We start from the raw sequence: 20,786 nt of genomic DNA on the forward strand, positions 1-20,786 counted from the left end.
CGTTCAGCCGCCGTTGACCTTCGCGGCGATCCGGTCGCCGATCGGCTTGTCGATGTTGCGCCAGTACTGGCACGCCCGGTCGAGGACCGGCCTGCTCACGCCCTGGAGCAGATGACCCGAGACGTTCGACACCAGCCGGTCGCGCTGCGCGTCGTCCAGCACGTTGCGGACCTGAGTGCCCGGCTGGCCCCAGTCGTCGTCCTCGCGCCGCTTCGTGTACGCCTCGCGCACCATCTCGCCCGCCGCCGCCCAGCCCGCCGGGTCGCCGTAGCGCTCGGTGTCGGCGGCGGGGCCGCCGTAGGAGTTCGGCGCGTACGGGGCCGCCGTGCTCGACGTCTCGTACCGCATCGGGCCGTCCTTGGCGTACGAGTTCACCGCCGAGTGCGGCCGGTTGGGCGGCAGCTGCGCGTAGTTGGGGCCGATCCGGTACCGGTGGGTGTCCGGGTACGAGAACAGCCGGCCGAGCAGCATCTTGTCCGGCGAGGGGCCGATGCCCGGAACCATGCTGGACGGTTCGAAGGCGGCCTGCTCGATATGGATGAAGAAATTCTCCGGATTCCTGTTGAGCGTCATCCGGCCGACATCGATCAGCGGGTAGTCGCCGTGCGGCCACACCTTCGTCAGATCGAACGGGTTGAAGCGGTAGTCGGCCGCGTCCTCGAACGGCATGATCTGGACCTTCAGGCTCCAGGTCGGCGCGTTCCCCGACTCGATCGACTCATGCAGGTCCCGGCGGTGGTGGTCCGCGTCCGAGCCGGCCAGCTCGTCGGCGTCCGCCTGGCTGAGGTAGTCGATGCCCTGGTCGGTCTTGAAGTGGTATTTCACCCAGAAGCGTTCACCGGCGGCGCTGACCCACATGTACGTGTGCGAGCCGTAGCCGTTCATATGGCGGAAGGACTTCGGGATGCCCCGGTCGCCCATCAGCCAGGTCACCTGGTGCGCGGACTCGGGGGACAGGGTCCAGAAGTCCCACTGCATGTCGTTGCTGCGCAGCCCCGTGGCGGGGTGGCGCTTCTGCGAGCGGATGAAGTCCTGGAACTTGATGGCGTCGCGGACGAAGAAGACCGGCGTGTTGTTGCCCACCAGGTCGTAATTGCCCTGCTCCGTATAGAACTTCAGGGCGAAGCCACGCGGGTCGCGCCAGGTGTCGGGGGAGCCGAACTCACCGGCGACCGTCGAGAAGCGGGCCAGCATCTCGGTGCGCCTGCCCGGCTGGAAGAGGTGGGCCTTGGTGAACTGGCTGACGTCGTTGGTCACTTCGAAGACGCCGTACGCGCCCGAGCCCTTGGCGTGGACGACCCGCTCGGGGACCCGTTCCCGGTTGAACTGGGCCATCTTCTCGATGAGGTAGTGGTCCTGGAGGAGGATCGGACCGTCGCGCCCGACGGAGAGCGAGTTCTCGTCGCTCTCCACCGGGATACCGGCGTTGTCGGTCGTGTAAGGGACGTGGGGCGCCGACCCGGTCACGAGTCCTCCCGTGGATGGGGGATCCCGTGGCTGGAATCGGGCACCACGGGGCGTAGTGGTCGTATCGACCGCCTGCCTCAGTGAAACCCGCCGACACAGGGTCGGCAACATTTGTACGGTGCCCGGAACCCCGGCCCGGAACCAGTCCCGGACCCGGTCCGAAGCCGGGTCCGGGCCGGCCTACGGGCGGGTCGAGATCTCGAACCAGACGATCTTGCCGGTGGACAGCCGCGTCGCGCCCCAGCGCCTGGCCAGCCGGTTGACCAGGAACAGCCCCCGGCCGCCCTCGTCCGTGTCGCGCGCCCGGCGCTGGCGCGGCAGCTGCGGCGAGTCGTCGCCGACCTCGCAGCGCAGGACGTCGGTCCGCAGCAGCCGCAGCGTGACGGGCCGCTCCGCGTACCGGACGGCGTTCGTCACGACCTCGCTGATCAGCAGCTCGACCGAATCACTCAGCTCCTCAAGACCCCAGCGGGACAGCGCGCGCCTGGCGAGCCGTCTGGCCCGCCCCGGCGCCGCGTCCTCCGGCTCCAGGAACCAGTACGCGACATCGCTCGGCGCGATCCCGTCGAAACGGGCGGCCAGCAGCGCGATGTCGTCGTCGCGGTCACCGGGGCCGAGCACGTCCAGCACGTCGTCGCACAGCGCCTCCAAAGGAGGTGAGTGGTCGGGGCCGGTGAGCTGGGCGGTCGCGGCAAGGCGCTCCCGCAGCTGCTCGATCCCCGTCCACACGTCACGCAGCCGCGACTCCACGAGCCCGTCCGTGTAGAGGAGCAGCGTGGCCCCGGCCGGCGCGTCCAGCTCGACGGCCTCGAAGTCCACCCCGCCGACGCCGATCGGGGCGCCGGGCGGCACCCGAAGCACCTCGGCCCGGCCGCCCAGGTGCAGCAGTATGGGCGGCGGATGACCGGCGTTGGCGATGGTGATGCGGTGCGAGACCGGGTCGTACACCGCGTACAGACAGGTGGCCATCCGGTCGGTGCCCAGCCGCTGCGCCTGCTCGTCGAGGTGGTGCAGGACCTCCTGGGGAGGCAGGTCGAGACCGGCGAGCGTCTGCGCCGTCGTCCGCAGCTGGCCCATGATCGCCGCCGATGTCATGGAGTGCCCCATGACATCACCGACGACCAGGGCGACGCGGCTGCCGGGCAGCGGGATCGCGTCGTACCAGTCGCCGCCGACACGGGCGGTCTCGGCGGCGGGCAGATACCGGGAGGCGAGCCGCACGCCCGTGGGCTGCGGCAGCCCCTCCGGGAGCATCGTGCGCTGCAACTCGTCCGCGATGTACGCCTCGCGGCCGTACAGCACCGCCTTGTCGAGGCCGAGTGCGGTGTGCGTCGCGAGTTGCGCCGCCACCAGCAGGTCGTTGGGCTCGAAGGCGGGGCGGTCCGGCCTCCGTAGGAAGACGGCGGCACCGATGACGCGCCGTCTGCCGCGCAGCGGGGCCAGGATCGCGCGCCGGCCGCCGGGCAGGCCCATCTCGTCGCCGAGGAGTTCGGGCAGCGCCGCGCGGGCGGCGGCGGAGTCGCCGAAGACCGGCCGGACGCCGCGCAGGACCTCGGAGAGCGCGCCGCCGGGTGGCACCTCGCACAGTTGCGCGGCGGGCATCACATCGGTCTGCGGGTCCAGGACCGGCACCCGGCCGGCCTCGGACTCCGGCAGCTGGATGCCCGCACCGGCCATGCCGGTGCTGTCGCCGTCCTCGTCGGTGAGCCGCAGCCGGTCCGTACGGCGCAGCCTCAGTACGAAGGGCGCGACCGGGCGCTCGTCGCCGACGGGCAGCGGGTCGCGGAGGTAGACGAGTATGGCGTCGGAGAAGGTCGGCACGGTCGCCCGGCACAGACCGAGCACGATCTCGTCCAGGTCGATGCCCCGCGCGATGCGACGGGTGGCGGCCCCCACGAAGCGCAGCCGGTCGCCCTCGCGCCGCGCGGCCCCGACCGGGTCCTGCGGCGGCGCGGCCGACGGAACGGTGGCCTGCGCGGGCACGGGCGCGGGCGTGGGTACCTGAGGCACCGACGGCTGCGGTACGGCGGCGGCGGACGCCTCCTGCCGTGGCCGGGTGCGTTCCTGGGACCGGGCAGCCACGGGCTGCCGGCCTTCATGGGAGGTGGGATGCTCCGTCACGCGTGGGATTCCGTCCGTCCGGGCCGGTGGTGCGAGACAACCGATTCGACTGGCGATGCCACCCTGGTCCAGGGCGTCCCGCGTCTGTGGCCGCAGGGGCCCTCGCAGCCGGACGTCGGGACCTTGCGCCGGAAACGGCCCTCAAGGGCCCCACGAGCGCGAATGACGGGGCGGCACGTGTCCTGCACGGCTCTACCCCCCTCGTCGGTGTGTCGATGTCCAGCGGCTGATGTACGGCTGTCTGCGGCGCGTGCGTCCTGCGAATCGTTCTCGCGTACGTCCTACGTGGTACGTGGTACGGCTCGATGGTCCAGCGATATGACTCTAGGTCAGCTCCGTTGCCCCGACCACGCGTTGATCCGGCGCAGCCTTGCGGAGGACGATCCTACGTTTGAACCCCAGGGGCGCATCAAGGGTCTCACGACGTCGGCGAACCCGTCCTGGTGATCACCAGGTACGTAGCACCACCTGCCCTTTTTCCTCACCTGGTCCGGACCTTTGCCGGTTCGGGTGCCCGGTCCCAGCCCTCCGGCAATGGGGGCACCGACCACTGCGGATCGGGCCGCCAGTTCTCCCAGCCCGCGGAGAACGGCGGGCCCCACGCCCTGATCATCTCTACCGCCGCCTGCCCCGCCTCCCGGACGCGCAGCGCCTGACCGGCGTCCAGCAGCCCGACCCGCTGGGCCTCGGCGAACTCGTCCTCGTCCCGCCAGAGCCAGCTGCGGTCCGGATAGACCGAGATGTCGAGGAAGTGGTCCTCGGAGTCGATGCCGCCCGCCCAACGCAGCCGCGGTTCCTCCAGGTTCACGTACCAGCTGCGGAACTCCCAGCCCTGCTCCCAGAACAGCCACACCGACCACGGCTCCAGCGGCCTGGCCAGCTTCAGCACGCCCGTGCCCTCCCAGTGGGCGCGGACGGTGGTGCGCGGCGCCGTGTACCGGGTGGCGAGCGGTTCACTGTGCACGGGGGTGCCGTCGGCGAGCACCGGCTTGACGCACTCGGTGCCCGGCGCCATCCACACGGCGAGCAGGTCGTCGGTGTCCTGGACGACGGTCACCGGGCGGCAGATGTGCACCTGCGCGGAGCCGTTGTCCCGGTAGCGCCAGAGAATCCGCTCGCCCCGGTCCCAGTGTCGAATGCCGTCCGCACCTGTCATGCGCAGATCTTAGAGCGGAGGCCCCGCAGGCGCCGTGAGGTGCGCCGGGACGGCTCGATCTTGTCGGTCCCGATCAAGGACGTGTCATCCGCAGGACGTCCAGCGCCTCGTCCAACTGTTCCAGCGTCAGATCCCCGCGCGCCACATAGCCGGACTCCAGCACCACCTCGCGGATCGTGCGCTGCTCGGCCAGCGACTTCTTGGCGACCTTCGCCGCCTCCTCGTAGCCGATGTACTTGTTCAGCGGGGTGACGACGGACGGCGACGACTCCGCGTACCGCCGGGCGCGCTCCACGTTCGCCGTGATGCCGTCGACGGTCCGGTCCGCCAGCAGCCGGGAGACGGCCGCGAGCAGCCGTACGGACTCCAGGAGGTTCCTGGCGATCACCGGCAGCATCACGTTCAGCTCGAAGTTCCCGGCCGCGCCGGCCGTGGCGACGGTCGCGTCGTTGCCCGTCACCTGCGCGGCGACCATCAGGACGGCCTCCGGGATCACCGGGTTGACCTTGCCGGGCATGATCGACGAGCCGGGCTGGAGATCGGGCAGATTGATCTCGGCCAGCCCCGTGCGCGGTCCCGACGCCATCCAGCGCAGATCGTTGGCGATCTTCGTGAGCGAGACGGCGACGGTACGGAGCTGGCCCGAGGTCTCCACCAGCCCGTCGCGCGCGCCCTGCGCCTCGAAGTGGTCCCGGGCCTCGGTCAGCGGAAGCCCGGTCGTGCGGGCCACCTCGGCGATGACGGCGGCAGGGAAGCCGGGCGGGGTGTTGATGCCGGTGCCGACCGCCGTACCGCCCAGCGGCAGTTCGGCCAGCCGGGGCAGGGCCGACTCCAGCCGCTCGATGCCGTACCGGACGGCCGCCGCGTAGCCGCCGAACTCCTGGCCCAGCGTGACGGGCGTGGCGTCCATCAGATGCGTACGGCCCGACTTCACGACGTCCGCGAACTCCTCGGCCTTGCGCTCCAGTGAGGCGGCGAGATGGCCGAGCGCCGGGATCAGGTCGGCGGTGACGGCTGCCGTCGCGGCGATGTGGATGCTGGAGGGGAACACGTCGTTGGAGCTCTGCGAGGCGTTGACGTGGTCGTTGGGGTGCACGTCGCGGCCCAGTCGCTCGGTGGCGAGGGTGGCGATGACCTCGTTGGCGTTCATGTTGGACGAGGTGCCCGAGCCGGTCTGGAAGACGTCCACCGGGAAGTGCTCGTCCCAGCCGCCGTCGGCGACCTCGTCCGCCGCGCTCCGTACCGCGTCCGCGATGTCCCGGTCCAGCACGCCGAGTTCGGCGTTGACGGTGGCGGCTGCGGCCTTGATACGGGCCAGGGCCTCGATATGGGCGCGCTCGATGGGCCGGCCGGAGATGGGGAAGTTCTGTACGGCCCGCTGGGTCTGGGCGCGCCATTTGGCGTGTGCCGGGACCTGGATCTCGCCCATGGAGTCGTGCTCGGTGCGGTAGTTCGCGTCGCTCGTCATCGTGGTCGTACCTCCTACAGAAGGTGAGCAATTGTCTTGTTCGGAGTGTTCCCAAGCTCCTTACCCGCCAGTAAAAACCTCTGGTAACACTGAGATCGGGGAGGCCATGCAACGTACGAGACCCACGTTCCGAAGTACCGTCGCCACGCTCGCCGCATTCGCGACCGTCGTCGGCGGACTCCTCGCCCTTACGCCCACGGCCCAGGCGGCGGCCCCCGCCGGCGCGCCCGTCGCCGCCCGCGCGTCCGCCCCGCTGCCGCCCGCCCTGGAGGAGATCCGCGCGGCCGAGGCCACGCGCCTGTACGGCGACGCCGCGGAGCGCCCGCTCGACGAGCGCAAGACCGGGCTGATCGCGCTCGGCGACAGCGAGATCTCCGGTGAGGGCGTCGGCACCTACGAGCCGGGCACCAACGGGCCCGACAACTGGTGTCACCGTTCGCCCGACTCGGCGATCCACCGCACCGGGATCGCGGCGGACGTCACGTACAACGTCTCCTGCTCCGGCGCCTCGACCGTCAACATCCGGGTCGGCGGCACCGCGCAGTACGCCGACGAACTCGTGCAGAGCGACAGCCTGGCCATCAAGGCGCGCAACACCAGGATCAAGATGGTCGTGCTGGTGGCGGGCGCGAACGACGATCTCCAGTTCGGTCCGGTGATCACCGACTGCGTGCTGCGCTGGTTCACCTTTCAAGGGCCGTGCGCCGACAAGTACCAGGACGGCTGGCAGGCGCGGGTCGACGGACTCGTACCCAAGGTCGAGTCGACCGTGGCCGACCTGAGGGGTGTCATGCGCGGCGCCGGTTACGCCGACGGCGACTACAAGCTCGTCGTGATGGGCTATCCGGGCCCGCTCACCCCCGACTACGGCGACAACCCGAACTTCCCGGGCAAGATCCCCGGCGGCTGCACCGGTTACGACGAGGACGCCGCCTGGGCCCGTGACGGCGCCGTCCCCGTCTTCCAGAGCGGGGTGCGGAAGGCCGCCGCCAACTCGGGCGCGGTGTATCTGGACAACTCACGGCTCTTCCACGGCCATGAGGTGTGCACGGACGACGACTGGGCGCGGGGACTGTTCATCGACATCACCAACCCCTTCCCGCCGAGCGAGAATTCGGTCCGGCAGTCGTTCCATCCGAACGCCGCCGGACACGTCGCGTTCGCGTCGTGCCTGACCCAGCTGTACGACTCGGGGCTGCGCGAGGCGAGTTGTGCCGACCCGGCGAGCACCGGGCGGCCCGTTCTCCAGCCGGGTGGCTGGGACGACGCTTTTCGGCCATTGAAGAACGAGGGGACCGGCACGTGCGTCGACGTGACGGCGTCGAAGACCCGCAACGGCTCCAAGGTCACCGGCTACGGCTGCCACGGCGGCCGTAACCAGGGCTGGTGGTACGACACCGGTACGGGCGCGGGCGCCCGGTCGCTGCACAGCGAGCTGAGCCACGACCGCTGCCTCGACGTCCCCTCCGGCGCGTACAGCGCGGGCACCGCGGTCACCCTCTGGGACTGCCACGGTGGCGCGAACCAGAAGTTCGTACGCGAGGCGGGCACCATCCGCCCGGCGTCGGCCGCCACGCTCTGCCTGACGGTGGCTTCGGCGCAGGACCCGCTGCGGCTCCAGAACTGCGACGGGTCGGCGAACCAGCGGTTCGTCTGATCCATACGCGGTGAGGTCCCCGGCGGGGGGCCTCACCGCGTCCGCCGCTTATCCGAGGCCGGGGCCCCGCACCGGGATGCTGGTGAACGTCGGCGCCGGCGCGGGCTCGGTGAAGAAGTCGTTGCCCTTGTCGTCCACGACGATGAACGCCGGGAAGTCCTCGACCTCGATCTTCCAGACCGCCTCCATGCCCAGCTCCTCGTACTCCAGGACCTCGACCTTCCTGATGCAGTCCTGCGCGAGCCGCGCGGCCGGGCCGCCGATCGAGCCCAGGTAGAAGCCGCCGTGCGCGCCGCAGGCGTCGGTCACCTGCTTCGAGCGGTTGCCCTTGGCGAGCATGACCTTCGAGCCGCCCGCCGCCTGGAACTGCTCCACGTAGCTGTCCATCCGCCCCGCCGTCGTCGGGCCGAACGACCCGGAGGCGTACCCCTCGGGCGTCTTGGCGGGCCCCGCGTAGTACACCGGGTGGTCCTTCAGGTACTGCGGCATCTCCTCGCCCGCGTCCAGCCGCTCCTTGATCTTGGCGTGCGCGATGTCGCGCGCCACGACCAGCGTTCCGGTCAGCGAGAGGCGGGTCTTGACGGGGTGCCGGGTCAGCTCGGCCAGGATGTCGTCCATCGGCCGGCCGAGGTCGATCCGTACGACGTCGCTCTCGCCGCCCTCACCGCTCTGCTCCAGGTGCTCGTCGGTGGTGTCGGGCAGGAAGCGCGCCGGGTCGGTCTCCAGCTGCTCCAGGAAGACACCCTCGGCGGTGATCTTCGCGACCGCCTGGCGGTCCGCCGAGCAGGACACGGCGATCGCGACCGGCAGTGAGGCGCCGTGCCGGGGGAGCCGTACGACCCGCACGTCGTGGCAGAAGTACTTGCCGCCGAACTGCGCGCCGATGCCGATCTTCTGCGTCAGCTCGAAGACCTTCTCCTCCAGCTCCTTGTCACGGAAGCCGTGGCCGGCGGGGGAGCCCTCGGCGGGCAGCTCGTCCAGGTAGTGCGCGGAGGCGTACTTCGCGGTCTTGAGCGCGAACTCGGCGGACGTGCCGCCGACTACGATCGCCAGGTGGTACGGCGGACAGGCGGCCGTACCGAGTGAACGGATCTTCTCCTCCAGGAACTTCATCATGGACGCCTCGTTGAGGACGGCCTTCGTCTCCTGGTAGAGGAACGACTTGTTGGCCGAGCCGCCGCCCTTGGCCATGAAGAGGAACTTGTACGCGCCGCCGTCGGTCGCGTACAGCTCGATCTGCGCGGGCAGGTTCGAGCCGGTGTTCTTCTCCTCCCACATGGTCAGCGGGGCCATCTGCGAGTAGCGCAGGTTGAGCTTGGTGTACGCGTCGTAGATACCGTGCGACAGGGCCGCCTCGTCGCCGCCCTCCGTAAGGACGTTCTGTCCGCGCTTGCCCATCACGATCGCCGTGCCGGTGTCCTGGCACATGGGGAGCACGCCGGCGGCGGAGATGTTCGCGTTCTTGAGAAGGTCGAGCGCCACGAACTTGTCGTTGGACGAGGCGTCCGGATCGTCCACGATCCTGCGCAGCTGGGCGAGGTGGGCCGGGCGCAGATAGTGCGAGATGTCGTGCATCGCCTCGGCGGCGAGCGTGCGCAGCGCCTCCGGGGCGACCTTGAGGAACGTACGGCCGTCGGCCTCGACGGTGGAGACACCGTCGGCGGTCACCAGGCGGTACGGCGTGGTGTCCTCTCCCAGAGGGAGCAGATCGGAGTACGCAAACTCTGCCATTTCGGCCATTCCTCACTCGACAGGCGGCGGCTGACCTTCGTCGGGCAGCGCGCCTCTCAGCGTAAGACGTGGCGCGGGGGTGGTCGGGGTGAGGTGAGACTCAGTAGGAGGCGGAGTGGGGGCGGCGGTGAAGGGCGGGGCGCGGTTCGGGCGCGGCGAAGCCGGGCGGCGTCGCCACTAGTCGCGATCTATCGCGTTTCGCTACTCTGGTGCGGTGGACCTCGAAAAGCACTCCCAGAAGCCGGTCGCGCCGGCGGAGCCCGACGGCGGTATCCGGGCCTCCGACGCCGACCGAGACCGGATCGCCGACATCCTCAGGGAAGCCCTCGCGCTCGGTCGGCTGGATGCCGAGGAGCACTCCGAGCGGATCGACGCCGTCTACCGCGCCAAAACCATGGGCGAACTGGAGCCGCTGGTCAGGGACTTGCCGGCGACGCCCACCGGCGACCGCACTGCCACTTCGCCGCACACGTACGGCCCCGACGACGAGACCGAGCCCGCCGAGAATCTGATCGCGATCTTCAGCAGCACGACCCGCAAGGGCCGTTGGCGCGTGGGCCGTCGCACGAACGCCTTCGCGCTGTTCGGCAACATCGAGATCGATCTGACCGAGGCGCTGTTCGGCCAGCGGACGACCGTGATCAACGCGACCGCCGTCTTCGGCTCCATCGAGGTACGGGTCCCGGAGAACATCTCGCTGCGCGGCGGCGGCACCGGCATCTTCGGCAACTTCGAGGTCCGGACGTTGGAGGGCGCGCAGTCGGATGCCCCGGTCGTGGTCGTCAACGGCTACTCGGTCTTCGCCAGCATCGAGGCCAAGCCGAAGCGCGGCAAGTTCATCGCGGACCTCAACAGGCGGCTGCGCAAGCACCTGGGCCACTGAACGGGCCGGTCGATCCGTTCCGTTTCCGGTTCCGATTGGACTGCGGCCGGGGCGAGTTGGGGCCGCGTTCAGCACGGCCTTCCGGCCCGTTCGCGCGCGGGCGGTTGTCGTTCCGTACGGGGTTCCAGAGGTCGTATCCCAGTGCCACTCAGTGCTTAGGCGTGCGTACAGCGGGTAGGGACTGCTGCATCGCCTCTCGCTCGCGAAGCCGTCGTCAGGAGTGGACCGTGCTGCCATTGCCGCATCAGCCCCTGCAGGTCGCCGCCGTACCGCCCCAGCGGAGTTCCGCTCGGGAGGATCAGGCCGGACCCTGGCATTCGGAGGCGGTGTGCCGCCGGGACGAAGCCGGATTGTTCTTCGCCCCCTCCAAGGAGCCGACGGCCGCGAGGCTGGCCCGTGAGGAGGCCGCCAAGCGGGTCTGCGCCCGCTGCCCGGTGATGGTCGACTGCCGGGAACACGCACTGCTCCAGCCCGAGCCGTACGGGGTGTGGGGCGGTCTCACCGCCGCCGAACGCCGTGTGGCCCTCGCGCGCCGCAGGCGGCGCGAGGTCGAGCTGCGGAACGCGGCGTCGGCCGCGGGCCGGATCGCCGCGGCGGGCTGACGGCCCGCCCACCCGATCGGTGGTGACCGGGGCGCCCCTGCCGTACATGAGGGGCGCCCCGGTCTCACGCGTGCCCGCGTGCCGGCCTACCGCGTGCCGGGTGGCCGCTACTTCGCGCGGTCGAAATCGATCGTGCTGTAGGCGCGCAGCTTCGACAGCCGGTGCGTCGAGTCGATCTGCCGGATCGTGCCGGACTTGGAGCGCGTCACCATCGACTGGGTGGTCGCGGTCTCGGAGCGGTATCGCACCCCGCGCAGCAACTCGCCGTCCGTGATGCCTGTAGCGGCGAAGAACACGTTGTCGCCACTGACCAGGTCGTCCGTCGACAGCACACGGTCCAGATCGTGCCCGGCGTCGAGCGCCCGCTGCCGCTCGGCGGCGTCCTTCGGCCAGAGCTTGCCCTGGATGGTGCCGCCGAGGCACTTGATCGCGCACGCCGAGATGATGCCCTCGGGGGTGCCGCCGATGCCCATCAGCAGGTCGACGCCCGTGCCCTCGCGTACGGCCATGATCGAGCCGGCCACGTCGCCGTCCGAGATGAACTTGATCCGCGCGCCCGTCTCGCGGATCTCCTTGACGATGCCCTCGTGGCGGGGGCGGTCGAGGATGACCACCGTGACGTCCTGGGGCGACGAGCTCTTGGCCCTGGCGACGCGTCGGATGTTGACCGAGACGGGGGCGTTGATGTCGACGAAGTCCGCGGCCTCGGGGCCCGTGACCAGCTTGTCCATGTAGAAGACCGCCGAGGGGTCGAACATCGCGCCCCGGTCGGCCGCCGCGAGCACCGCGATGGCGTTGGGCATGCCCTTGGCGTTGAGCGTGGTGCCGTCGATCGGGTCCACGGCGATGTCGACCTCGGCGCCGGTGCCGTCGCCGACCCGCTCCCCGTTGAAGAGCATCGGAGCTTCGTCCTTCTCGCCCTCGCCGATGACGACGACGCCGTTCATCGAGACGGTCGAGACGAGGGTGCGCATGGCGTTCACGGCCGCGCCGTCCGCGCCGATCTTGTCGCCGCGTCCGACCCAGCGTCCGGCCGCCATGGCGGCGGCCTCGGTGACCCGTACGAGTTCGAGGGCGAGGTTGCGGTCGGGGGCCTCGGGAGAGACCTCCAGCGGGGACGGGAGTTGATGCTCGGTCATCGGAACGCACCTTTCTGTACGGCGACGGCCGGAATGAGGGTGCTGCGACTCTATCGGTAGGTCGACAAAACGAGCAGAGGGGCCCACTTATGAGCGTGAACCCCTTGATGCGACTATGGGGAAGTGGCAGGTAAGGGAAGTATGAAACCGGTGCGGGACATGTTCCTGTCGATGGCGGTCATCGTCGCCGTCGCCGGGGTGATCTACATGGCCAACCCGCGCGACGAGAACGCGGATCCGCTCAAGGCGGTCGACTACCGGGTCGAGTTGACGACGGCGCAGCGCGTGGCGCCGTATCCGGTGATGGCGCCGCGGGGCCTCCCGAAGACCTGGAAGCCGACGTCGGTGTCGTACGCCCGGCAGGAGGCCAACGCCTGGCACCTCGGCTTCCTGGACCCCGACCGTGAGTACGTGGCCGTGGAGCAGTCGACGGCCCCGGCGGTGAAGTACATCGCCGATGTCACGCACGACGCCGAGGACACCGGCAAGAGCGCGCGGGTGGGCGGCGAGACATGGCAGCGGTGGGAGGGCCCCAAGTACGACGCCCTGGTACGCACGGCTGACGGGGCGACGACGGTCGTGACGGGTACGGCGCCGTACGAGCGGCTGGTCGAGATGGCGGAGGCGCTGGAGGCCGACAAGGCGGCGGAGGATTCCGGCTCCGGCGAGGCCTGAGCGGTTCGAGAGCGACGACAGTCTTTGAGAGCACGACGGGGCCGCCGTCCCGGGGAGGGGCGGCGGCCCCGTCGTGGCGCGTGGGAGGGACCCGGTTCCTCAGACGGTCGTGACGACCTCGTCGTAGGACCGGCGCGGGGAACGGGCGTGCCAGGCGTTGTCGCCGGGCTTGCCGATGTTCACGACCATCAGGGGCACGTGGTCGCCGTCCAGGAACTCCTTCTGGACGCCGGCGTGGTCGAAGCCCGTCATCGGGCCCGCGGCCAGACCGGCGGCGCGGATGCCGACGATGAAGTAGGCGGCCTGGAGCGCCGCGTTCATACCGGCGTTCTGCTCGCGCACCGGACGCTCGGAGAAGAAGGCGTCCTTGGCCGCGGGGAAGGCCGGGAAGAGCTCGGGGAGCTCCTCGTGGAACTCGTTGTCGGCGGCGAAGATCGCGACCAGCGGGGCGGTGGACGTCTTGGGCTTGTTGCCGTCGCTCATGTGCTGGACGAGTCGCCCGCGGGCCTCGGGGGAGCGGACCAGGACGACGCGCAGCGGCGTCTGGTTGAAGGCGGTGGGGCCGAACTTCACGAGGTCGTAGATGGCCTGGATCTGCTCTTCGGTCACCGGCTCGTCGGTGAAGGTGTTGGCGGTACGGGCCTCGCGGAAGAGGAGGTCCTGGGCTGCGGGGTCAAGAACGAGGGACATCTGGGCGTACCTTCCGAACAGGCAGAGCGATCAAGCGACGCCGCCAACGTACGCCTGGATGTATTAACTTTCAACTAAAACCGGGGCTGTCGTGACTCGCTTCACATGATGTTGACAGAAGGGGTCTCGGACGGCCGCCGGTGATCGCTGCCCGATCAGGCCCGAGGCCTCAGGCTTCGGGCCTCACGACTAGGTCCTGTCCGCCGGACAGGACCTAGTTCAGTCCTCGGGGCCGGGTGCGGGCGCCGGGTCCGCCAGCGAGGCGTCCAGGCGGGCGCGCGCACCGTCCAGCCAGCGGCGGCAGACCTTGGCCAGCTCCTCGCCGCGCTCCCACAGGGCCAGCGACTCCTCCAGCGTCGTACCGCCGGTCTCCAGGCGCCGTACGACGTCGATCAGCTCGTCCCGTGCCTCCTCGTAGCCGGGCGCGTCCGCGCCGGCGGCCGTTGCTGTCCCGCTGTCCGTCTTGGCCATGTGATCCACCCTATGTGCGGTCTACGACAACGAAATACCTGAAGAAACGCGTGCCCGAACGCGGTCCGAACCCGACTGCCCCGCGCCCGCGGCTCATTCGGTGACCCGCACTGTGAACCCGCCCTCCGCCACCCTGGCCCGCAGCTCCTGGTCCGCCGAGACCTCCGCCGCGGACCGCACGACCGCCCCGTCCGGCCGCTGGAGCACGGCGTATCCACGCTCCAGCGTCGCCGCCGGCGACAGCGAGACCACCCGCGCCCGCGTGTGCGACAGCTCCGAGTCCGCGCGGTCCAGCAGATGCCGCAGCACCCGCCGGCTGCGGTCCGCCAGCGCGTCGATCTCGCTCTCGCGCTCGTCCACCATCCGCTGGGGCCGCTCCATCACCGGCCGGGCCAGCGCGTGGGCGAGCCCCCGCTCCTCCCGGTCGAGCAGCCCCTGTACTGTCCGCAGCGCCCGGTCCCGCAGCGCCTGCACCCGGTCCAGCTCCTCACCGACGTCCGGCACGACCCTCTTCGCCGCGTCCGTGGGTGTCGACGCCCGTACGTCGGCGACCAGGTCCAGCAGCGGGGAGTCGGGCTCATGGCCGATCGCCGACACGACGGGCGTACGGCAGGCGGCCACCGCACGTACCAACTGCTCGTCGGAGAACGGCAGCAGATCCTCCACGCTGCCTCCGCCGCGCGCCACGACGATCACGTCGACCTCCGGCAGGTCGTCCAGCTCCTTGACCGCCTGGACGACCTGACTCACCGCGTTGACGCCCTGCACGGCGGTGTTGCGCACGTCGAAGCGGACGGCGGGCCAGCGCCGCCGCGCGTTCTCCAGCACGTCCCTCTCGGCCGCCGACGCCCGTCCGCAGACGAGCCCGATCAGCTGCGGCAGAAAGGGCAGTGGCCGCTTGCGGTCGGCGGCGAACAGCCCCTCGGCACCCAGGGACTTCTTCAACTGCTCCAGCCTGACGAGCAGTTCGCCGATCCCCACCGGCTTTATCTCGGTGGCCCGCAGCGACAGCTGCCCCCTCGGCGCGTACCACTCCGGCTTCGCGTGCACCACGACCCGCGCGCCCTCGGAGACGACGTCGGCGATCGCGTCGAACACCTGCCGGTAACAGGTGACGCTCACGGAGATGTCGTACGACGGGTCGCGCAGCGTCAGGAACACGACCCCGGCACCGGGCCTGCGCGACAGCTGCGTGATCTGTCCCTCGACCCAGACGGCGCCGAGCCGGTCGATCCAGCCGCCGATGAGGCGCGACACCTCGCCGACGGGCAGCGGGGTGTCCGGAGACGTGTGGAGAGCCATGCGGTCGAGCGTATCGGCCGCCTCCGACAACGCGGCCCACTCCGGGGGACGTCCGGACCCTACGGCGCCTTCGGCGTGGCCGAGCTGCGGAGCCGCCACTGGATCGCGTACACCACCAGTCCCACCGCCAGCCAGATCGCGCCCACCACCTGCGCCGTGTCCGACGCCTCCACGATCACCGCGACCAGCACCCCGGCACCGATCACCGGCAGCACCACATGCGCCATGATCCGCGGCGGGCCCTCCATGCGCCGTACCGCGAACCAACCGACGACCGACGCGTGCAGCAGGATGAACGCCGTCAGCGCCCCGATGTCGACCACCGACACCAGATGGTCCAGCCCGTTGGCGTTCCTGGCCGCCCACACGGCGGCGATCAGGGTCACCACCGCCGCGAGCAGCAGCGCCACGCGCGGCGTCCCCCCGTCCGTACGGGACAGCAGCCGCGGCAACCGCCGCTCGCGCCCCATCGCGAAGAGCAGCCGGCCGGCGGCGGCCTGTCCCGCCAGCGCGGCGAACGCGGCGCCGATCGCCTTGCTCACCGCGACCAGGTCGTGCAGCCACGTTCCTACGGAGGCGTCCACGGCGTCGTAGAAGGCCGTCCCCTGCTTGGCCGGGTCGGCGGCCAGTTCGGCCGAGCTGAGCGGTTCGAGGAGCGCGACGAGATACGTCTGCGCCACGAACAGGACACCGGCGAGCGCCAGACAGAAGAGCACGGCCCGCGCCACCTTCCGCGAGCCGCCCGTCACCTCCTCGGCGAACGAGGCGATCGCGTCGAAGCCCAGATACGACAGCACGGCGACCGACACCGCGCTGAGCACCGCCGTCATCGAGAAACTCAGGTCCCCGGTGAACGGTGACAGCCAGCCGCGTGTCGCCCCGTCCTGTACGAGCACCACGATCGCCGACACCACGAACACCATCAGCACCACGATCTCCAACGCGAGCACGAAGAAGCCGACACGCGCGGCGGCCCGTACCCCCCAGAGATTGAGCAGCGTGGTGATCACGACGGCGATCCCGGTCCAGATCCACCGGTCGACGGAGGGCACCAGCGCCTCCATCGCGATGCCGGCGAAGAGATAGGCGACGGCCGGGATCAGCAGATAGTCGAGCATCGCCATCCACCCGGCGATGAACCCCGGCCCCTCACCGAGGCCCTTGCGGGCGTACGCGAAGACCGAACCGGCCTGCGGCGCGACGCGGATCATCTGCGCGTAACTGAAGGCCGTGAACGCCATGGCGATGGTGGCGAAGACATAGACGAGGGCCACGGCCCCGTGCGACTTGGCGTCGAGCGTGCCGTACACGCCGACGGGTGCCATGGGCGCGATGAACAGGAGCCCGTAGACGACGAGATCGCGGAACCCGAGAGTCCGCCGCAGCCCGTCGGGATGCCCGTCGGCGGATGCGCCCGAACGCGGATCCGCACCGCCCGTACGCGGATCCCCGCCGCTCACACCTTCCGTACCGTCCGCATCGCCCGCACTGCTGTCGGCCATCGCGTTCCTCCGTCGATCACGTAGGCCCAGTCTCGGCCCGACAGCCGATCTCCCGCCTCTTCTGGGCGGCCTTACGATGGTGGGCATGACTGCTACGCCCAGCCCGCCGCCCGCCGCCACCCCGAGTGGAGACGCCACGCGCCGCGCCGGCAAACGCGTCCTGCTCGCCGCGCCTCGTGGTTACTGCGCGGGAGTCGACCGTGCCGTGATCGCCGTGGAGAAGGCCCTGGAGCAGTACGGGGCGCCCATCTATGTCCGCCACGAAATCGTCCACAACAAGTATGTCGTGCAGACCCTTGAGCGAAAGGGGGCGATTTTCGTCGAGGAGACGGCGGAGGTCCCCGAGGGGTCGATCGTCATGTTCTCCGCACACGGCGTGGCCCCCGTCGTCCACGAAGAGGCCGCCGACCGCAAGCTCGCGACCATCGACGCCACCTGCCCCCTGGTCACCAAGGTCCACAAGGAAGCCGTCCGCTTCGCCAACGAGGACTACGACATCCTGCTGATCGGCCACGACGGCCATGAAGAGGTCATCGGCACCTCCGGCGAGGCCCCCGACCACATCACCCTGGTCGACGGACCCGACGACGTGGCCAACGTCGAGGTGCGCGACGAGTCCAAGGTCGTCTGGCTCTCCCAGACGACCCTCTCGGTCGACGAGACGATGGAGACGGTCGACAAGCTCAAGGAGAAGTTCCCGCTGCTCATCGCACCGCCGAGCGACGACATCTGCTACGCCACACAGAACCGGCAGATCGCGGTCAAGCAGATGGGCGCCGAAGCGGACCTGGTCATCGTGGTCGGGTCGAGGAACTCGTCCAACTCGGTACGGCTGGTCGAGGTCGCCCTCGGCGCGGGCTCCCGCGCCGCCCACCTGGTGGACTCCGCCGACGAGATCGACGAGGCCTGGCTGGAGGGCGTCAGCACGGTCGGTGTCACCTCCGGCGCGTCCGTCCCCGAGATCCTGGTCGAGGGTGTCCTGGAATGGCTCACGGGCCACGGCTTCGAGGATGTCGAGATCGTCAAGGCGGCCGAGGAGTCGATCGTCTTCTCGCTGCCCAAGGAACTCCGCCGTGACCTGCGCGCGGAGGCCGCGAGCCTGGCCGAGAAGTAGGGCGGCGTGGTCATCTCCCCGTAACGTTGCGTCCATGAACGTCTTCGGAGTGGACATCGGCGGTTCGGGCATCAAGGGCGCGCCCGTGGACCTGGAGCGCGGCGAACTGGCAGAGCCGCGCCACAAAGTGCTCACACCGCAGCCGGCCGCACCTGACGAGGTGGCCGGCTGCGTCGCCGAGGTGGTCGAGCACTTCAACTGGTCCGGCCCCGTCGGCATCACCTTTCCGGGAGTGGTCACGGGGTCGGTCGTCCGTACAGCGGCGAATGTCGACAAGCGCTGGATCGACACGGACGCCGGCGCACTGCTCGGCGACCGGCTGAGTCTGCCCGTCACGATCCTCAACGACGGGGACGCGGCGGGCGTCGCGGAGATGACCTTCGGCGCGGGCAAGGGGCGGCAGGGGACCGTCTTCCTGCTGACCTTCGGTACGGGCATCGGCAGCGCGCTCTTCATCGACGGCAGGCTCGTCCCGAACACCGAGCTGGGTCATCTGGAGCTGAACGGCCACGACGCGGAGAAGCACGCGTCGACGAAGGCCAAGGACGACCACGACCTGAGCTGGCACCACTGGGCGCACCGGGTGCAGAAGTATCTGGCGCATCTGGAGATGCTGTTCTCGCCGGAGCTGTTCATCATCGGCGGCGGGGTCAGCCGCAAGGCGGACAAGTTCATCCCGCTCATCGAGGACATCAAGGCGGAGATCGTCCCCGCCCAGCTGCAGAACAACGCGGGCATCGTGGGAGCGGCCATGATGGCCGCGGAGGGCTGAACCGCGGCGTCAGCCGCGGCGGACCACGGTCCCACCGCTCCCGACCTTTGCCCCCGTCTTGGTCGTCTTGGTCATCGCCTTCGTTTTCGTCCCCGCCTTCGCCCCGCCGCCGCGTGTCGCCAGGTCGCGTGCGCGCCGGCGGCGGCCCATCTGGCGCACCTTCCGTACGGAGGCGATGACCCCGGCGACGAGCGTGCCGCCGTACAGCCAGCCCGCCTGCACGGCGAGCGCGGTCACGACGGCCATCGTCTGCCCGCCGAAGCTGCCCGTCCCGCCGGAGATCGGGAGGGTGCCGAGGGCGAAGGCGATGGGAACGCTGATCGGGGCGGTCACCAGGTCGGCGCTCCGTACCCAGAGCGCGGTCAACGCGCTGACCGGCAGGAACAGCACCCCGTACACCAGGGGCTCACCGCCGAACAGCAGCTCGTCCAGGCATCCGATCAGAAACATCGTGGCGGCGGCGAACAGCCCGGCGCCCAGCCCGGTCAGCCGGGGATTCGGGAGTCTGCGCAAGGTGAGCACGACGGGCGGCACCCGGCGCGTGGTCGGCGCGGGAACCCGATAGACGCCGGCGGCCCCGGCGACGGTGCCTCGCGGACGGAGAGGGCTCTGCGCCGGCCGCGGCCGGCGCCGGAGGGGACGTGTCCTGTGCTGCTCCACCGGAACAACCTAGGTCGCATAGGTGTCGGATTCAGGCGATGGACACGCCCTTTGGGCGACCTTGGCGTTGCGTTCGACGGACGCTGGGCGTGTCGCGCCGGGGGATGCCGCCATCTGCCGTACCGACTGCCGTCGGCCGCCGGGGCGGCCCGCCCGTAAACTGGGGGATCGGCCCGCATCCGGGCCGTACAGCTCAGCCGGTCCTCACTTCAGGAAGTCGCCAACGTGTCGCTCACGATCGGAATCGTCGGACTGCCGAATGTCGGCAAGTCGACCCTTTTCAACGCCCTGACCAAGAACGACGTGCTGGCGGCCAACTACCCGTTCGCCACGATCGAGCCCAACGTCGGCGTCGTCGGCGTCCCCGACCCGCGCCTCGCCGTCCTCGCCGAGATCTTCGACTCGCAGAAGATCCTCCCCGCGACGGTCGACTTCGTCGACATCGCGGGTATCGTGCGCGGCGCGTCGGAGGGTGAGGGCCTGGGCAACAAGTTCCTCGCGAGCATCCGTGAGTCCGACGCGATCTGCCAGGTCATCAGGGCCTTCAAGGACGAGAACGTCGTGCATGTCGACGGCAAGGTCTCGCCGAAGGACGACATCGAGACGATCAACACCGAGCTGATCCTCGCCGACCTCCAGTCGGTCGAGAAGGCCGTCCCGCGGCTGACGAAGGAATCCCGCCTCCAGAAGGAGAAGGTCGCCGTCCTGGCGGCGGTCGAGGAGGCCCGGAAGATCCTCGAAGCCGGTACGACACTCTTCGCCGCGGGCATCTCGGCGGGCACGGAGAAGGGCAGACTCCTCCACGAGCTGCACCTGCTCACCACGAAGCCCTTCCTGTACGTCTTCAACGTCGACGAGGACGAACTGGTCGACGAGGACTTCAAGAACGAACAGCGCGCCCTCGTCGCCCCGGCCGAGGCGATCTTCCTGAACGCCAAGATCGAGTCGGAACTGATCGAACTGGCCGACGACGAGGCACTGGAACTGCTCCAGTCCATGGGCCAGGACGAGCCGGGCCTCGCCACCCTGGGCCGCGTCGGCTTCGCGACCCTGGGCCTCCAGACGTACCTCACGGCAGGCCCGAAGGAGACCCGCGCCTGGACGATCAAGAAGGGCGCCACGGCCCCTGAGGCGGCCGGCGTGATCCACACCGACTTCCAGAAGGGCTTCATCAAGGCGGAGGTCATCTCTTTCGCCGACCTGGTGGAGGCGGGCTCGGTCACGGAATCCCGCGCCAAGGGCAAGGCCCGCATGGAGGGCAAGGATTACGTGATGCAGGACGGCGACGTGGTGGAGTTCCGCTTCAATGTGTAGCGGCTGACCTAGCATCACTTCGCCGATCTGGCAAACATGCAGGTGAGATGGGGTCTGGTTCT

General features: G+C 69.9%; 18 protein-coding genes. 7 read left to right on the forward strand and 11 right to left on the reverse strand.

Features of this window, described 5'->3' with window-relative positions:
* Window positions 1-3: 3 nt before the first annotated feature.
* The 4 genes from ACIBLA_RS02290 to ACIBLA_RS02305 form a co-directional block, all read right to left on the reverse strand.
* Window positions 4-1,467, reverse strand: coding sequence for a catalase (locus ACIBLA_RS02290; RefSeq protein ID WP_399197542.1), 1,464 nt, complete (start codon window positions 1,465-1,467; stop codon window positions 4-6).
* A gap of 180 nt (window positions 1,468-1,647) precedes the next feature.
* Window positions 1,648-3,588, reverse strand: a complete 1,941-nt coding sequence (locus ACIBLA_RS02295; protein WP_363241733.1) for a SpoIIE family protein phosphatase — start codon at window positions 3,586-3,588, stop codon at window positions 1,648-1,650.
* A 481-nt stretch (window positions 3,589-4,069) separates the two neighbouring features.
* Entirely contained in the window at window positions 4,070-4,744 is a 675-nt protein-coding gene (locus ACIBLA_RS02300) for a DUF402 domain-containing protein (RefSeq protein WP_363241732.1), read from the reverse strand.
* A 73-nt stretch (window positions 4,745-4,817) separates the two neighbouring features.
* Window positions 4,818-6,212 (reverse strand): class II fumarate hydratase, encoded by a 1,395-nt coding sequence (locus ACIBLA_RS02305; RefSeq protein WP_363241731.1) that lies wholly within the window; start codon window positions 6,210-6,212, stop codon window positions 4,818-4,820.
* A gap of 106 nt (window positions 6,213-6,318) precedes the next feature.
* Here ACIBLA_RS02305 and ACIBLA_RS02310 point away from each other — a divergent pair, with 106 nt between their 5' ends.
* Window positions 6,319-7,869, forward strand: a complete 1,551-nt coding sequence (locus ACIBLA_RS02310) for a ricin-type beta-trefoil lectin domain protein (protein WP_399197543.1) — start codon at window positions 6,319-6,321, stop codon at window positions 7,867-7,869.
* 48 nt (window positions 7,870-7,917) lie between these two features.
* On the opposite strand, the gene ACIBLA_RS02315 is transcribed toward ACIBLA_RS02310, so the two are convergent.
* Window positions 7,918-9,609 carry a fumarate hydratase gene (locus ACIBLA_RS02315; RefSeq protein WP_363241729.1) on the reverse strand — a complete coding sequence of 564 codons (1,692 nt, stop codon included), beginning with the start codon at window positions 9,607-9,609 and terminating at the stop codon, window positions 7,918-7,920.
* Between the two features lie 205 nt (window positions 9,610-9,814).
* Here ACIBLA_RS02315 and ACIBLA_RS02320 point away from each other — a divergent pair, with 205 nt between their 5' ends.
* Both ACIBLA_RS02320 and ACIBLA_RS02325 read left to right on the forward strand, forming a co-directional pair.
* Complete coding sequence (locus tag ACIBLA_RS02320) at window positions 9,815-10,483, forward strand: DUF1707 domain-containing protein (RefSeq protein WP_363241728.1); 669 nt, start codon at window positions 9,815-9,817, stop codon at window positions 10,481-10,483.
* Between the two features lie 227 nt (window positions 10,484-10,710).
* Window positions 10,711-11,085, forward strand: coding sequence for a WhiB family transcriptional regulator (locus tag ACIBLA_RS02325; RefSeq protein WP_363241727.1), 375 nt, complete (start codon window positions 10,711-10,713; stop codon window positions 11,083-11,085).
* Window positions 11,086-11,192: 107 nt separating this feature from the next.
* Here the strand turns inward: ACIBLA_RS02325 and glpX are convergent, their stop codons facing one another.
* Entirely contained in the window at window positions 11,193-12,224 is a 1,032-nt protein-coding gene (gene glpX, locus ACIBLA_RS02330; protein WP_363241726.1) for a class II fructose-bisphosphatase, read from the reverse strand.
* A 141-nt stretch (window positions 12,225-12,365) separates the two neighbouring features.
* On the opposite strand from glpX, the gene ACIBLA_RS02335 reads away from it, so the two are divergent.
* On the forward strand, window positions 12,366-12,899 hold the full coding sequence (locus tag ACIBLA_RS02335; protein ID WP_363241725.1) for a DUF4245 domain-containing protein: 534 nt from the start codon (window positions 12,366-12,368) through the stop codon (window positions 12,897-12,899).
* A 99-nt stretch (window positions 12,900-12,998) separates the two neighbouring features.
* Here ACIBLA_RS02335 and ACIBLA_RS02340 read toward each other — a convergent pair whose 3' ends face one another.
* From ACIBLA_RS02340 to ACIBLA_RS02355, 4 genes are all read right to left on the reverse strand, one after another.
* A complete protein-coding gene (locus tag ACIBLA_RS02340) occupies window positions 12,999-13,589 on the reverse strand; it encodes a malonic semialdehyde reductase (RefSeq protein ID WP_399197544.1) in 591 nt (196 codons plus the stop codon).
* A gap of 219 nt (window positions 13,590-13,808) precedes the next feature.
* Window positions 13,809-14,060, reverse strand: coding sequence for an exodeoxyribonuclease VII small subunit (locus ACIBLA_RS02345; protein WP_363241723.1), 252 nt, complete (start codon window positions 14,058-14,060; stop codon window positions 13,809-13,811).
* Window positions 14,061-14,153: 93 nt separating this feature from the next.
* Window positions 14,154-15,362, reverse strand: a complete 1,209-nt coding sequence (gene xseA, locus ACIBLA_RS02350; RefSeq protein WP_399197545.1) for an exodeoxyribonuclease VII large subunit — start codon at window positions 15,360-15,362, stop codon at window positions 14,154-14,156.
* 59 nt (window positions 15,363-15,421) lie between these two features.
* Window positions 15,422-16,864 (reverse strand): APC family permease, encoded by a 1,443-nt coding sequence (locus ACIBLA_RS02355; protein WP_363241721.1) that lies wholly within the window; start codon window positions 16,862-16,864, stop codon window positions 15,422-15,424.
* An 85-nt stretch (window positions 16,865-16,949) separates the two neighbouring features.
* Between ACIBLA_RS02355 and ACIBLA_RS02360 the strand changes: the two genes are divergently transcribed.
* Both ACIBLA_RS02360 and ppgK read left to right on the forward strand, forming a co-directional pair.
* A complete protein-coding gene (locus tag ACIBLA_RS02360) occupies window positions 16,950-17,978 on the forward strand; it encodes a 4-hydroxy-3-methylbut-2-enyl diphosphate reductase (protein WP_363241720.1) in 1,029 nt (342 codons plus the stop codon).
* Window positions 17,979-18,012: 34 nt separating this feature from the next.
* Window positions 18,013-18,750 (forward strand): polyphosphate--glucose phosphotransferase, encoded by a 738-nt coding sequence (ppgK, locus tag ACIBLA_RS02365; protein WP_363241719.1) that lies wholly within the window; start codon window positions 18,013-18,015, stop codon window positions 18,748-18,750.
* Between the two features lie 9 nt (window positions 18,751-18,759).
* Here ppgK and ACIBLA_RS02370 read toward each other — a convergent pair whose 3' ends face one another.
* The gene (locus ACIBLA_RS02370) at window positions 18,760-19,410 is read right to left on the reverse strand and encodes a DUF6542 domain-containing protein (protein WP_399197546.1); all 651 of its coding nucleotides are present in this window, start codon (window positions 19,408-19,410) and stop codon (window positions 18,760-18,762) included.
* 225 nt (window positions 19,411-19,635) lie between these two features.
* Here ACIBLA_RS02370 and ychF point away from each other — a divergent pair, with 225 nt between their 5' ends.
* Window positions 19,636-20,724: a redox-regulated ATPase YchF gene (gene ychF / locus ACIBLA_RS02375; protein WP_399197547.1), complete on the forward strand. Its 1,089-nt coding sequence runs from the start codon at window positions 19,636-19,638 to the stop codon at window positions 20,722-20,724.
* The last annotated feature ends 62 nt before the right edge of the window (window positions 20,725-20,786 follow it).

This window comes from Streptomyces sp. NPDC050433 (assembly GCF_044458565.1).
GTDB lineage: Bacteria > Actinomycetota > Actinomycetes > Streptomycetales > Streptomycetaceae > Streptomyces.